The organism is Tsukamurella pseudospumae (genome assembly GCF_001575195.1).
GTDB lineage: Bacteria > Actinomycetota > Actinomycetes > Mycobacteriales > Mycobacteriaceae > Tsukamurella > Tsukamurella pseudospumae.
The window spans coordinates 48,981-61,463 of the sequence record NZ_LSRF01000015.1 but is presented as its reverse complement, the minus strand read 5'-3'; the positions used below and the strand labels follow the sequence as shown (position 1 = coordinate 61,463).

Genomic DNA, 12,483 nt, shown 5'->3' with positions numbered 1-12,483 from the left:
CTCAGCCGATCAGCACGGCGAAGCCGGGCTTGATCGTCTCGTCGATGATCGCCAGCCGCTCGTCGAAGGGCAGGAACGCCGACTTCATGGCGTTGATCGTGAAGCGCTGCAGATCGGTCCAGCCGTAGCCGAAGGTCCCCACCAGCTTGAGCATCTCCTTGCTCATGGTGGTGTCGCTCATCAGCCGGTTGTCCGTGTTCACCGTGACGCGGAAACGCAGCTGCGCCAACAGGTTGAAGGGGTGCTCCTCGAGCGACGCGACGGCTCCGGTCTGGACGTTGGAGCTCGGGCACATCTCCAACGGGATGCGGGCGTCGCGCACGCGCGCGGCGACGCGACCGAGCCGCGCACCGGCGAAGTCGGTGGATCCGGGCTCCACGCCGTCGATGTCGTCGACGATGCGCACGCCGTGCCCCAACCGGTCGCAGCCGCAGAAGGCCAACGCCTCGTGGATGGACGGCAGGCCGAAGGCCTCCCCCGCATGAATCGTGAAGGGCGCCGAGTGATCCCGCATGTACTCGAAGGCGTCCAGGTGCCTGCTGGGCGGGAAGCCGGCCTCGGCGCCCGCGATGTCGAAGCCGACGGCGCCGCGGTCGCGCCAGCGCACCGTCAGCTCCGCGATCTCCCGCGAGCGCGCCGCGTGCCGCATGGCGGTCACCAGGCAGCGCACGACGATCGGACGCCCGGCGGTGCGCGCGGCGGACTCGCCCGAGGCGAAGCCGGCCAGCACGGCCTCCATCACCTCGTCGAGCGAGAGCCCGCGCTGCAGGTGCTGCTCGGGCGCGAACCGCACCTCCGCGTACACCACGCCGTCGGCGGCCAGATCCTCGGCGCACTCGCGCGCCACCCGGGCCAGCGCCTCAGGTGTCTGCATCACGCCCACGGTGTGCTCGAAGGTCTCGAGGTACTTCACGAGCGAGCCGGAGTCCGCGGCGTCGCGGAACCACGCGGCCAGCTCGGGCTCGGTGGTGGCGGGCAGGTTCGCGTAACCGGTCTCCGCGGCCAGCTCGAGGACGGTGGCGGGCCGCAGCCCTCCGTCGAGGTGGTCGTGCAGTAGCACCTTGGGTGCGCGCTTCAGGGAGGCCAGGTCGATGGGGGTGGGTCCAACGGGATTCGCCATAGGGCAACGCTACCGGCTACCCGCGCGTAACACCCCGGCGACGCTAGCGCTCCGTGAGATAGGTGAGGATCGCGCGGACGCGGCGGTTCCCCTCCTCGGGCGGCAGGTCGAGCTTGGCGAAGATGTTGGCCACGTGCTTGGCCACGGCGGCGTCCGAGACTACCAGCGCCGCAGCGATGTCGGAGTTGCTTCGTCCCTCCGCCATCAGCGCCAGAACCTCCCCCTCCCGGGGCGTGAGCCGATCGAGCACCGTCGGGGTGAACAGCTTGGAGACGACCTCCGGGTCGACCACCACTCCCCCGGACGCGACGGTGTCGAGGGCGCGCAGGAAGTCGTCGACCCGCCCCACCCGCTCCTTGAGCAGATAGCCCACGCCGCCACCGGAGTCGAGGAGGCGTCGGGCGTACGCGGCGGCCACGTACTGCGAGAGCACCAGCACCGGCAGGCCCGGCCGTGACGACCGCAGCTCGAGTGCGGCCCGCAGACCGTCGTCCCCGTGCCCGGGCGGCATCCGCACGTCCGTCACCACCAGGTCGACGGTGCCCGGGTCGATCGCCCGGAGCGCATCGGCGTCGCCGAGCAGGCCGACCACCTCGTGGCCGGCCCGTTCGACGATCCGCTGCAGCCCCTCGGCGAGCAGGACGGCATCTTCGGCGATCACGATCCGCACTACTTCCATCCGCCTTCCGTCCGCACGTGCACTCTCCTCGACTCACACGATGCGCATCGTCCCCATGCCGCCCTCAGACCCCACGTGCCCTCTCCTCAGCTCCTATTATCCGCATCCGAGGCAGATTACGACACGGCCCTCGCCCAATAGAGCGTGGTGGGCCCTCCGGGCGGGCTGAGCACCGTCAGCGTCGCGCCGATCGCCTCGGCCCGCTCGATGAGCCCCGCCAGGCCGGTCCCGCGCGCCGGGTCGGCGCCACCGGCACCGTCGTCCATGACGGTCATCGAGACGCCCAGGACACCCGCCGCGAAGGTGATCCACACCTGCCGCGCGCCGCCGTGCTTGATCGCGTTGGTCACGGCCTCGCTGGCGGTGTAGTACATCGCCTGCTCGATCTCGGCGGGCAGCCTGCGTCCGGGCTTCCACCCCTCGCCGGCGTGCACGTCGACCCGGATCGCCCCACCGAGCTCGGTGCAGGCGGCCTCGACCCCGGCATCGTCGAGCACCTGCGGATGGACCCCGCGGACGGTGTCCCGCAGGCCCGCCATCGCGCGTTCGAGCCGGGCCTGTGCCTCGGCCACCTGGGCGCGCACGTCCTCGGACGACTCCGCGGACAGGCTCTGCTGCAACTCGCCGAGCTGCAGCGACAGGCTCGCCAGATCCTGCTGCGGTCCGTCGTGCAGATTGCGCTCAATGCGGCGGCGCTCGCCCTCGAAGGAGTCCACCAGCACGCCGCGCGAGGTCTCCAGCGCGTTCACGCGGCGCTGCAGCTCCTCCTCGGTGGGGCCGAGCAACAGACGTGCGGTGGCGGCCTGCGCCACGGAGACCGCGTAGGTGACGTAGAGCCCGACGGCGCAGATCGCGAGACCGACGATCGCCCAGACGGTCTGGCTGATGAAGCCCTCGACACGGGTGCCCATGACGTTGATGTCGTCGGCGAGCAGCGGCCCGAACACCAGCCCCAGCCCCAGGATCCAGCCGATCGCCGCGCCGAAGAACACGATCGGCGTGAGCACCGCCAACAGCAGCGAGTACGCGACCTCCCGCCACGTCGCCCGCTCCCCGATCCGAGCGCCCGCGCGGGTCGAGAGGTTCCCGGTCACGGGCGGATGCGGATCGCCGATCGCCGGCGCGTCGAGCCACGTGACGCGCAGCCGCTCCAGCTTCGCCAGCCCGTAGGACCACGCCGGCGCGAAGGGCAGCAGCACGATGACGGCGTAGAGGAAGAACACCACCCAGCCGACGAGCATCGACACCGTGAAGTAGGCCAGCCCACGCCACGGCGCGGACGTGGTGAGGAAGCGAAGGGGCTCGCGCAGCGGCGCGGCGAGCGATGCGGTCGGCTGCGCTCGGCGCGCCGGGGACGAGGTCACATGGTCGATCATGCCGTAGACGCTAGGGCCGCGGCCCCGCCCGAGTCGCTGGCGCGGACGGGAGGATCCGGGGTGGTGCCAGCACTACCCCGCGCGGGGTTAGCGTGATCTCATGCGCATCGCGATCCTCGACGACTACCAGGACGTCTCCCGCCGGTTCGGCGACTTCTCCGGGCTCGACGTCACCGTGTTCACCGAGCCGCTCACCGACGTGGCCGGGCAGCTCGCCGGGTTCGACGGGGTCGTGGCGATGCGTGAACGCACCCGCTTCCAGGCGGAGGTGCTGCGGTCCCTCCCGGACCTGCGGCTCCTGGTGTCGACGGGGCGCCGCAACGCCGCCATCGACCTCGCCGCGGCATCCGAGCTGGGGATCACGGTGTGCCACACCGGCTATCGGCCCGCCGCGGCCGCCGAGCACACCTGGGCGCTGATTCTCGGAGCGCTGCGGCACATCCCCGAGGAGGACGCGAACATCCGGGCCGGGCGCTGGCAGAGCACCGTCGGGAAGGAACTGCACGAGAGCACGATCGGCATCGTCGGACTGGGCGGGCTCGGGCGCCGCGTGGCGCGCGTGGCGACCGCCTTCCGTATGGAGGTGATCGCCTGGTCCAGCAACATCGACGCCGACCGCGCGGCCGAGGTGGGGGCGACGGTCGTGAGCAAGGAGGAACTGTTCGAACGTTCCGACGTGGTCACGATCCACTACGTGCTCTCCGAGCGCTCGCGCGGCATCGTCGGCGCCGCCGACATCGCCCGGATGCGGCCGGGTGCACTCCTCGTCAACACCTCCCGCGCGGGCGTGCTGGACACACCGGCCGCGGCCGCCGCCGCGCGCCGCGGCGACATCCGGCTGGCGCTCGACGTGTTCGACACCGAGCCCCTGCCCGCCGACGATCCGCTGCGGGACCTGCCGAACTCGGTGCTCACCGGGCACGTCGGCTACGTCACCGAGCAGCAGTACCGCGCCTTCTACACCGACGCGGCCGAGGACGTCCGTGCCTACCTCGCGGGCGCCCCCGTCCGCGTCATGAATCCGCCCGGGGCCTGATCACTCGGCCGTCACGCGGTCCAGCACCAGGGAGCCGCGCGGCGTCGCCGATCCGCCGATGGTCGCGGCACCGTCGAGCGCGGCGAGCGCACCGTCGAACTTCTCCGGGGTGTCGGTGTGCAGGGTGAACAGGGGCTCGCCCGCGCGCACCTCGTCACCGAGCCCGGCGTGCCAGGTGACGCCCGCTCCCGCCTGCACCGGCTCGCCCTGCCGCTCGCGCCCCGCGCCGAGGCGCCAGGCCGCGATGCCGACGCCCATCGCGTCCAGGCCGGTCAACACGCCGGACTCCGGCGCGGCGACGGTCCGTGTGTGCGTCGCGACGGGCAGCGCCGCGTCCGGGTCGCCGCCCTGCGCCGCGATCATCGCGCGCCAACTGTCCATCGCGCGACCGTTCGCGAGGTGCTCGGCCGGGTCGGCGTCGACGCCCGCCAGCGCGAGCATCTCGCGGGCGAGCGCCAGCGTCAGTTCCACGACGTCCGACGGTCCGCCGCCCGCGAGGACCTCGAGCGACTCCGCGACCTCGAGAGCATTGCCCGCACTGCGACCGAGCGGCGTGGACATGTCGGTGAGCAGCGCGACGGTCCGCACGCCCGAGTCGTGGCCCAGCGCGACCATCGTCTCCGCGAGCTCGCGCGCCTGCTCGCGCGTCTTCATGAACGCGCCCTTGCCGACCTTGACGTCGAGCACGAGCGAGGCCGTGCCCTCGGCGATCTTCTTGCTCATGATCGAGCTGGCGATGAGCGGGATCGCCTCGACGGTGCTGGTGACGTCGCGGAGCGCGTAGAGCTTCTTATCGGCGGGAGCGAGTCCGGACCCGGCTGCGCAGATGACGCCGCCGACCTTCTCCAGCTGGTCGAACATCTCCGCGTTGGACAGGTCCGCACGCCAGCCGGGGATGGCCTCGAGCTTGTCCAGCGTGCCGCCGGTGTGGCCGAGGCCGCGACCCGACAGCTGCGGGACCGCCACCCCGTAGGACGCGACCAGCGGGGTCAGCGGAAGCGTGATCTTGTCGCCGACGCCGCCTGTGGAGTGCTTGTCGGTCGTCGCCAACGGCGCACCGTCGCGGCGCAGGCCCGAGAAGTCCATCCGCTCGCCGGTGCCGATCATCGCGGCGGTCCAGCGGGCGATCTCACGACGATCCATCCCGCCCAGAAAGATCGCCATCGCGAGCGCGGACATCTGGTAGTCGGCCACCACTCCCGTCGTGAACCCGTTGATCACCCAGTCGATCTGCCCGTCGGACAGCGTCTTCCCGTCGCGCTTGGCGGCGATGATGGAGACGGCGTCGTACACCTCGGTCATCGTGCTACCTCTTCCATGTCGTCGGGCCCGAAGGCGTCGGGCAGGAGCCGGCTCAGCGGCACCGGGCCGGAGCGGTGATCGACGAGCAGGTCGCCGCCGCCGTGTTCGTGGAGCAGTTGTCGGCACCGGCCGCACGGGAGCAGAACGTCCCCGTTCGCGTTGGCGCAGGAGAAGGCGACGAGCCGTCCGCCGCCCGTGATCCGGAGTGCGCCGACGAGCCCGCACTCGGCGCAGAGGGTCAGGCCGTATGAGACATTCTCCACATTGCAGCCGGTCACCACGCGCCCGTCGTCGACCAGTGCGGCCGCCCCGACGGGATAGTTCGAATAGGGCGCGTAGGCGTTCTCCATGGCCTTGACTGCGCTGCGCCGCAAGAGCTCCCAGTCGATATCGGGCACTGCGTACCACTCCCTTCCGAGGCCTTGTTGATTCCTCATCAATTACGGTCAGGCAAACCTAACTAAATCTGTTCGGCCCCAACGGATCGGGACCGTGGTTTCGATTCCACATTCCCGTGGGTTTAAGGTCAAGGCGTGGGTTCAGGTATACGTCGCGACTGACGCCGGTGCGAGGGCTCGATACCCCTCCGTCGACCGATTCTCCCGTCGTATCCAACAACGATGTCGAAGGCAGGGCTCGATGAGCAGTACTACCGAGGTGGCGGCCGCCGAGGAGCCGCGCCGCGTCTCCCTCTACAAGGGCGATCCGGGCATGTTGAACTGGGTGCTGCACCGCATCAGCGGCGTCACCATCTTCTTCTTCCTGTTCGTCCACGTGCTCGACACCGCGGTGATCCGCGTCGACCCCACGGCCTACGACAAGGTCATCGAGACGTACAAGACCCCGATCATCGGCCTGCTCGAGATCGGTCTCGTCATGGCCATCCTGTTCCACGCGCTCAACGGCGTCCGGGTGATCCTCGTCGACTTCTGGAGCAAGGGCGTGCAGTACCAGAAGGCGATGTCCATCGTGGTGTGGACCGTCTTCCTGCTCACCGGCGCCGGAATGGCCGCGCGCCTGCTCTACATCATGATCTCGCACGCGTAGGGGGCAACGACAGATGACTACAGCGAACGAACCCAAGCTCGCCAAGACCCTCCTCAAGCAGTACGACCGCCCCGCATCGCTCGACGCGCCGCGATCGCCGCACCGCCCCGCGGGCAACAACTTCGAGAAGTGGGCGTGGCTCTTCATGCGCTTCTCGGGCGTGGCTCTGCTCGTGCTCGTCTTCGGACACGTCTTCATCATGCTGGCCATCGACAACGGCGTGCACCGCATCGACGCGGCCTTCGTCGCGAAGCGGTGGGCCAGCCCCTACTGGCAGGTCTGGGACATCACGATGCTGTGGCTCGCACAGCTGCACGGCGGCAACGGCCTGCGCGTGATCATCGACGACTACGCCCGCAAGGACCGCACCCGGTTCTGGCTCAAGACGCTGCTGGCTCTGTCGATGATCCTCGTGGTCGTCCTCGGCACCTACGCGCTGCTCACCTTCAATACGGCCACCAACTAGCGCGCGAGAGGACTCACCCGCATCATGCAGGAACATCGTTACGACGTGGTGATCATCGGTGCCGGCGGCGCCGGTATGCGCGCGGCCATCGAGGCCGGCCCCCGCGCCCGCACCGCGGTGCTCACCAAGCTCTACCCCACCCGTTCCCACACCGGCGCGGCGCAGGGCGGCATGTGCGCCTCCCTCGCCAACGTCGAGGAGGACAACTGGGAGTGGCACACCTTCGACACGGTCAAGGGCGGCGACTACATCGTCGACCAGGACGCCGCGGAGATCATGGCCAAGGAGGCCATCGACGCGGTGCTCGACCTGGAGAAGATGGGCCTGCCCTTCAACCGCACGCCCGAGGGCAAGATCGACCAGCGCCGGTTCGGCGGCCACACGCGCGATCACGGTAAGGCGCCCGTGCGTCGCGCCTGCTACGCCGCGGACCGCACCGGTCACATGATCCTGCAGACCCTGTACCAGAACTGCGTCAAGCACGACGTGGAGTTCTACAACGAGTTCTACGTGCTCGACATCGCCCTGACGGAGACCGAGGACGGCCCCGTCGCGACCGGCGCCGTCGCGTACGAACTCGCCACCGGCGAGCTGCACGTCTTCCACGCCAAGGCGATCATCTTCGCCACCGGCGGCTCGGGGCGCATGTACAAGACCACGTCGAACGCCCACACCCTGACCGGCGACGGCATGGGCATCGTCTTCCGCAAGGGCCTGCCCCTGGAGGACATGGAGTTCCACCAGTTCCATCCGACGGGCCTCGCAGGCCTGGGCATCCTCATCACCGAGGGTGTGCGCGGCGAGGGCGGCATCCTCCGCAACGCCGACGGTGAGCGGTTCATGGAGCGCTACGCCCCCACCATCAAGGACCTCGCGCCGCGCGACATCGTCGCCCGCTCGATGGTGCTCGAGGTGCTCGAGGGCCGCGGCGCCGGCCCGAACAAGGACTACGTCCTCCTGGATGTCACGCACATCCCGGAGGAGACCCTGATGGCCAAGCTGCCGGACATCATGGAGTTCTCGCGCACCTACCTCGGTGTCGACCCGGTCACCGAGCTGGTTCCCGTGTACCCCACGTGCCACTACGTGATGGGCGGCATCCCCACCAACATCCACGGTGAGGTGCTGCGCGACAACGACCACGTCGTCCCCGGCCTGTACGCCGCGGGCGAGTGCGCGTGCGTGTCCGTGCACGGCGCCAACCGCCTGGGCACCAACTCGCTGCTCGACATCAACGTCTTCGGTCGCCGCTCCGGCATCGCCGCCGCGGAGTACGCGAAGACGCACGACTTCGTGCCGCTCCCGGAGAACCCGGCCGACATGGTCGAGAACTGGGTCGCGGGCATGCTCAGCGACCACGGCAACGAGAACGTGATGGCGATCCGCACCGAGCTGCAGCAGACGATGGACAACAACGCCGCCGTCTTCCGCACCGAGAAGACCCTGACGCAGGCGCTCGAGGACGTGCGCGCCCTCAAGAAGCGGTACGAGCACGTCACCGTCACCGACAAGGGCAAGCGCTTCAACAGCGACCTGCTCGAGGCCATCGAGCTGGGCTTCCTGCTCGAGCTGGCCGAGGTCACCGTCGTCGGCGCCCTGAACCGGAAGGAGACTCGCGGCGGTCACGCCCGCGAGGACTACCCGAACCGCGACGACGTGAACTTCATGGTGCACACCATGGCGTACAAGGAGGGCGAGGGCCTGGAGTCCGGGATCCGTCTCGACACCAAGCCCGTCGTGCAGACCCGCTACGAGCCGATGGAGCGTAAGTACTGATGACCGCCGCAGTTGACACCCCCGCCTCCGTGCAGCCGCCGGTCCCGCCCGGCTCCACGATGGTCACGATCAAGGTCTACCGGTTCAACCCGGAGGATCCCGACGCGGCGGGCTGGCAGAGCTACCGGGTTCCCGCGCTCCCCTCGGACCGCTTCCTGAACCTGCTCCTGTACATCAAGGGCTACCTCGACGGCACCCTGACCTTCCGCCGGTCCTGCGCCCACGGCGTGTGCGGCTCGGACGCCATGCGCATCAACGGCGTCAACCGCCTCGCGTGCAAGATGCTGATGAAGGACTTCCTGCACGGCGACAAGGACGTCACCATCACGGTCGAGCCGATCCGCGGCCTGCCCGTGGAGAAGGACCTCGTCGTCGACATGGAGCCCTTCTTCGACGCCTTCCGCGCCGTGAAGCCCTTCCTGATGACCTCGGGCAACGAGCCGACCCGCGAGCGCATCCAGTCCCCCACGGACCGCGAGCGTTTCGACGACACCACCAAGTGCATCCTCTGCGCCTGCTGCACCACCAGCTGCCCGGTGTACTGGATGGACGGCTCGTACTTCGGCCCCGCGGCCATCGTCAACGCGCACCGCTTCATCTTCGACAGCCGCGACGAGGGCGCCGCCGAGCGCCTCGAGATCCTCAACGGCGTCGACGGCGTGTGGCGCTGCCGCACCACCTTCAACTGCACCGACGCGTGCCCCCGCGGCATCCAGGTGACGAAGGCCATCCAGGAGGTCAAGCGCGCCCTCCTGTTCAGCCGCTAGAACCATTTCTGCAGCCCGGAACGCCCCGGACCTCACCCGAGGTCCGGGGCGTTTCTCATTCGACGAGAGGCCGTCCATGGACCTGATCGACACCCCGATCGACGGAAGCCTGTTGCGCGGCCATCTCGACCTCGAGTCGACGGCGCGCGGCCTCCTGCCGCACCGCCTCCCCGCCGCTGCCCGCCGCCGCATCCCGGATGCGCGGCTCACTTCCGCCGAGGCGCAGCCGTCGGGAGTGCGCCTCTCGTTCCGTACCGCGGCCACCGTCATCGAGCTCGAGACGCTGCCGACCAAGCGCGCGTACGCGGGCCTCCCTCCCCTGCCCGACGGTGTCTACGACCTCGTCGTGGACGGCGGGCTCGTCGCGCGGACGACGGTGCCGGGCGGGAACGTCGAGACCGTCGTCGACATGGTGACGCAGGAGGCGGAGTTCACCGAGGGGCCGACGGGAATCGCCCGGTTCGCCGACCTGCCCGCCGGGGAGAAGGACGTCGAGATCTGGCTCCCGCACAACGAGATCACCGAGCTGATCGCGCTGCGCGCCGATGCGCCAGTCGCTCCACTGCCCCGGCGCGAACGCGTCTGGCTGCACCACGGCAGCTCGATCAGTCACGGCTCGGGGGCCACGCACCCGACGGGGACCTGGCCGGCGATCGCCGCCGCGTCGGGCGGGGTCGACCTCATCAACCTGGGGTTCGGCGGCAGCGCCCTCCTCGACTCGTTCGTCGCCCGCACCATCCGCGACACCCCCGCCGATCTGATCAGCCTCAAGATCGGCATCAATCTCACCAACATGGACGTGATGCGCCTGCGCGCGTTCGTCCCCGCGGTCCACGGCTTCCTGGACACCGTCCGCGACGGCCACCCGACCACCCCGCTGCTGCTCGTCTCGCCCATCCTGTGCCCGATCCAGGAGGACACTCCCGGGCCGGTGATGCCGGTCCCGTCGGCCGCGGGCCTGCGGTTCGAGGCCACCGGTGACCCGGCGGAGGTCCCGGCGGGAAGACTGACGCTGAGCGTCATCCGCGATGCGCTGGAGCGCATCGCGGCCGACCGGGCCGGGGAGGACGCGAACCTGCACCTCCTCGACGGGCGCGCCCTGTACGGCGTGGACGACAACGCCCGCCTGCCGCTCCCGGACGAGCTGCATCCCGACGCCGCCACCCACGCCCTGATCGGAGCCCGATTCGGCGAGCTCGCATTCGGTGCGGGCGGCCCCTTCACGTCCTGACGACCCGGCCCGTTCAGGCCCCGACGAGCCGATTGGCGAAGGTCGACACCGTGTAGACGCCGACGCCGAACACGACCTCGAGCGCATTGCGGGGCGTGAATCCCGCGTCGAAGAACTCCTGGAGTTCCGCGTTCTCCACCCGACCGGCGCCGTCGAACAGCCGCCCGACGAGCGTGACCGTCGCCGCGACGGGCGCGTCGTCGGAGCGCAGCCCGGCGGCGATGTCGCGCACCACGTCCGCCCGGTCCATCCGGGCCAGCTCCGCCGAGTGGATCCGGACGCACACCTCGCAGCCGTTGCGGTGCGCGACTGCGAGTATCACGGCCTCCCGCACCACGGGAGGCAGCGACACCGCCTCGAACGCCGCACTCGCCGCAAGGAATCCGTTGAGCAGGGCCGGCGACTCCGCCTGCAGCGCGGCGGCGCGCGGCACCCCGCCGAACTTCGCCCGGATCGCCTCGAGGGCCGGGCGGGACTCGTGCGGCGCCGTGTCGACCGTGTGCACCGTGAACACCATGATCACTCCTATTTTAGACAATCTAGTTGACGATTACCGGCACGATACAGTCAATCCGGTTGTCGAAACAAGGGGTGACGCAGTGTCAAGACCGGGCTACGAGCTACCGCTCCTCCTTCTCGACGGCTTCCGCGAGGCGGTCGACGAGGCGCACCGCATCCTGGCCGACCAGGGCTTCCCCGAGGCCCGCCCGCGCGACGGATTCGCAATGCAGGCCGTCGGCGACGGCTCGACCGCCGGCGAGATAGCCACGACGCTCGGAGTGTCGAAGCAGGCCGCAGCGAAGACCATCGCGCGCCTCGTCGACCTGGATTACGTCGCCATCGGCCACGACCCCGAGGACGGTCGACGACGACTCGTCGCGCCCACCCTCCGCGGACACGCGATGCTCCACGCGAGTGCGGCGGCGTTCCGCTCCGTCCACACGGCATGGGAACAGCGGATCGGCACCGCCCGACTCGACGCCATGCTCGACGATCTGGCATCCCTCACAGCATCGCCGACCCGCCTCGACACCTTGGCGACACTGAACGGGGACGCGGATGACCAGCAGAAACACCCTTCAGGGCGCCGCGACACCACATGAGCGTTGACATGACACCATAGTGGTGTCATAATTGACGCCATGGACATCACGCCCTTCGTCAGCGACCTCCAGCGCCAGCTCATCGCCGCGGCGGAGCGCGACTTCGCGGAAGCCGGGGACAACGGCGTCGACGACGCCGGCGCGACCGCGGAGCGGCTCGCCTCGGGCCTGGACGCCGCCGCCCGGCTGGTCCTGCTCGACGCACTGTCCGCGGCCGCGGCCGAGATCACCCGTGACCTGGTCCCCGGCTCCGTCGACCTGCGTCTGCGCGGCCGCGAGGTGGACTTCGTCGTCGCCGCGCCGCGCGCGGAACCGGACGACGAGGCCACCCCCTCCGGCGGCCTCGACTTCGACGACGCCAGCACCTCCCGCACCACCCTGCGCCTGCCCGACGCGCTCAAGGCTCAGGTCGACGAGGCCGCCGCCGCGGAGGGCGTGTCGGTCAACACCTGGCTGGTCCGCGCCGTCGCGGCGGCGCTGGCTCCCCGCAAGCGACGATCCACGCAGCGTGCGCTCCGCACCGGCGACGACTTCGCCGGCTGGGCGCGCTGACCGCTCCCCCGACACCCGAACCCCACCA

The 12,483-nt window shown here is 70.0% G+C and carries 14 protein-coding genes; 8 read left to right on the top strand and 6 right to left on the bottom strand.

Annotated elements, in window-relative coordinates; genetic code table 11:
* Window position 1: 1 nt before the first annotated feature.
* The 3 genes from AXK60_RS09145 to AXK60_RS09135 form a co-directional block, all read right to left on the bottom strand.
* Window positions 2–1,120 (bottom strand): adenosine deaminase, encoded by a 1,119-nt coding sequence (locus AXK60_RS09145; protein ID WP_068570814.1) that lies wholly within the window; start codon window positions 1,118–1,120, stop codon window positions 2–4.
* 43 nt (window positions 1,121–1,163) lie between these two features.
* Window positions 1,164–1,799, bottom strand: a complete 636-nt coding sequence (locus AXK60_RS09140) for a response regulator (RefSeq protein ID WP_068570812.1) — start codon at window positions 1,797–1,799, stop codon at window positions 1,164–1,166.
* Window positions 1,800–1,915: 116 nt separating this feature from the next.
* Entirely contained in the window at window positions 1,916–3,175 is a 1,260-nt protein-coding gene (locus AXK60_RS09135) for a sensor histidine kinase (RefSeq protein WP_068570809.1), read from the bottom strand.
* 100 nt (window positions 3,176–3,275) lie between these two features.
* Between AXK60_RS09135 and AXK60_RS09130 the strand changes: the two genes are divergently transcribed.
* Window positions 3,276–4,211, top strand: a complete 936-nt coding sequence (locus AXK60_RS09130; protein ID WP_068570807.1) for a D-2-hydroxyacid dehydrogenase family protein — start codon at window positions 3,276–3,278, stop codon at window positions 4,209–4,211.
* Here AXK60_RS09130 and AXK60_RS09125 read toward each other — a convergent pair whose 3' ends face one another.
* Together AXK60_RS09125 and AXK60_RS09120 are read right to left on the bottom strand one after the other, a co-directional pair.
* Complete coding sequence (locus AXK60_RS09125; RefSeq protein WP_068570805.1) at window positions 4,212–5,513, bottom strand: thymidine phosphorylase; 1,302 nt, start codon at window positions 5,511–5,513, stop codon at window positions 4,212–4,214.
* Window positions 5,510–5,911, bottom strand: a complete 402-nt coding sequence (locus AXK60_RS09120; protein WP_068570804.1) for a cytidine deaminase — start codon at window positions 5,909–5,911, stop codon at window positions 5,510–5,512. Before AXK60_RS09120 ends, AXK60_RS09125 begins: the two co-directional genes overlap by 4 nt.
* A gap of 241 nt (window positions 5,912–6,152) precedes the next feature.
* Between AXK60_RS09120 and sdhC the strand changes: the two genes are divergently transcribed.
* The 5 genes from sdhC (at window position 6,153) to AXK60_RS09095 (ending at window position 10,800) form a co-directional block, all read left to right on the top strand.
* Entirely contained in the window at window positions 6,153–6,560 is a 408-nt protein-coding gene (sdhC, locus tag AXK60_RS09115; RefSeq protein WP_068570802.1) for a succinate dehydrogenase, cytochrome b556 subunit, read from the top strand.
* 13 nt (window positions 6,561–6,573) lie between these two features.
* Window positions 6,574–7,026: a succinate dehydrogenase hydrophobic membrane anchor subunit gene (locus tag AXK60_RS09110; protein WP_068570800.1), complete on the top strand. Its 453-nt coding sequence runs from the start codon at window positions 6,574–6,576 to the stop codon at window positions 7,024–7,026.
* 24 nt (window positions 7,027–7,050) lie between these two features.
* Entirely contained in the window at window positions 7,051–8,802 is a 1,752-nt protein-coding gene (sdhA, locus tag AXK60_RS09105; protein WP_068570798.1) for a succinate dehydrogenase flavoprotein subunit, read from the top strand.
* Complete coding sequence (locus tag AXK60_RS09100; RefSeq protein ID WP_068570796.1) at window positions 8,802–9,569, top strand: succinate dehydrogenase iron-sulfur subunit; 768 nt, start codon at window positions 8,802–8,804, stop codon at window positions 9,567–9,569. Before sdhA ends, AXK60_RS09100 begins: the two co-directional genes overlap by 1 nt.
* Window positions 9,570–9,645: 76 nt before the next feature.
* Window positions 9,646–10,800, top strand: coding sequence for a GDSL-type esterase/lipase family protein (locus AXK60_RS09095; protein ID WP_068570794.1), 1,155 nt, complete (start codon window positions 9,646–9,648; stop codon window positions 10,798–10,800).
* Between the two features lie 13 nt (window positions 10,801–10,813).
* Here the strand turns inward: AXK60_RS09095 and AXK60_RS09090 are convergent, their stop codons facing one another.
* On the bottom strand, window positions 10,814–11,317 hold the full coding sequence (locus tag AXK60_RS09090) for a carboxymuconolactone decarboxylase family protein (protein WP_068982514.1): 504 nt from the start codon (window positions 11,315–11,317) through the stop codon (window positions 10,814–10,816).
* Between the two features lie 82 nt (window positions 11,318–11,399).
* Here AXK60_RS09090 and AXK60_RS09085 point away from each other — a divergent pair, with 82 nt between their 5' ends.
* Window positions 11,400–11,903 carry a MarR family winged helix-turn-helix transcriptional regulator gene (locus tag AXK60_RS09085; protein ID WP_068570790.1) on the top strand — a complete coding sequence of 168 codons (504 nt, stop codon included), beginning with the start codon at window positions 11,400–11,402 and terminating at the stop codon, window positions 11,901–11,903.
* A gap of 39 nt (window positions 11,904–11,942) precedes the next feature.
* Window positions 11,943–12,455: a toxin-antitoxin system HicB family antitoxin gene (locus AXK60_RS09080; RefSeq protein WP_068570788.1), complete on the top strand. Its 513-nt coding sequence runs from the start codon at window positions 11,943–11,945 to the stop codon at window positions 12,453–12,455.
* Window positions 12,456–12,483 lie beyond the last annotated feature (28 nt).

What these genes read in the sequence shown, in the direction of transcription:
- AXK60_RS09135 (WP_068570809.1), bottom strand. Translation starts at nt 3,175, where the DNA reads ATGATCGACCATGTGACCTCGTCCCCGGCGCGCCGAGCGCAGCCGACC.
- AXK60_RS09125 (WP_068570805.1), bottom strand. Translation starts at nt 5,513, where the DNA reads ATGACCGAGGTGTACGACGCCGTCTCCATCATCGCCGCCAAGCGCGAC.
- AXK60_RS09090 (WP_068982514.1), bottom strand. Translation starts at nt 11,317, where the DNA reads ATGGTGTTCACGGTGCACACGGTCGACACGGCGCCGCACGAGTCCCGC.
- AXK60_RS09095 (WP_068570794.1), top strand. Translation starts at nt 9,646, where the DNA reads ATGGACCTGATCGACACCCCGATCGACGGAAGCCTGTTGCGCGGCCAT.
- sdhA (WP_068570798.1), top strand. Translation starts at nt 7,051, where the DNA reads ATGCAGGAACATCGTTACGACGTGGTGATCATCGGTGCCGGCGGCGCC.
- AXK60_RS09130 (WP_068570807.1), top strand. Translation starts at nt 3,276, where the DNA reads ATGCGCATCGCGATCCTCGACGACTACCAGGACGTCTCCCGCCGGTTC.
- AXK60_RS09100 (WP_068570796.1), top strand. Translation starts at nt 8,802, where the DNA reads ATGACCGCCGCAGTTGACACCCCCGCCTCCGTGCAGCCGCCGGTCCCG.
- sdhC (WP_068570802.1), top strand. Translation starts at nt 6,153, where the DNA reads ATGAGCAGTACTACCGAGGTGGCGGCCGCCGAGGAGCCGCGCCGCGTC.
- AXK60_RS09145 (WP_068570814.1), bottom strand. Translation starts at nt 1,120, where the DNA reads ATGGCGAATCCCGTTGGACCCACCCCCATCGACCTGGCCTCCCTGAAG.
- AXK60_RS09110 (WP_068570800.1), top strand. Translation starts at nt 6,574, where the DNA reads ATGACTACAGCGAACGAACCCAAGCTCGCCAAGACCCTCCTCAAGCAG.
- AXK60_RS09080 (WP_068570788.1), top strand. Translation starts at nt 11,943, where the DNA reads ATGGACATCACGCCCTTCGTCAGCGACCTCCAGCGCCAGCTCATCGCC.
- AXK60_RS09140 (WP_068570812.1), bottom strand. Translation starts at nt 1,799, where the DNA reads ATGGAAGTAGTGCGGATCGTGATCGCCGAAGATGCCGTCCTGCTCGCC.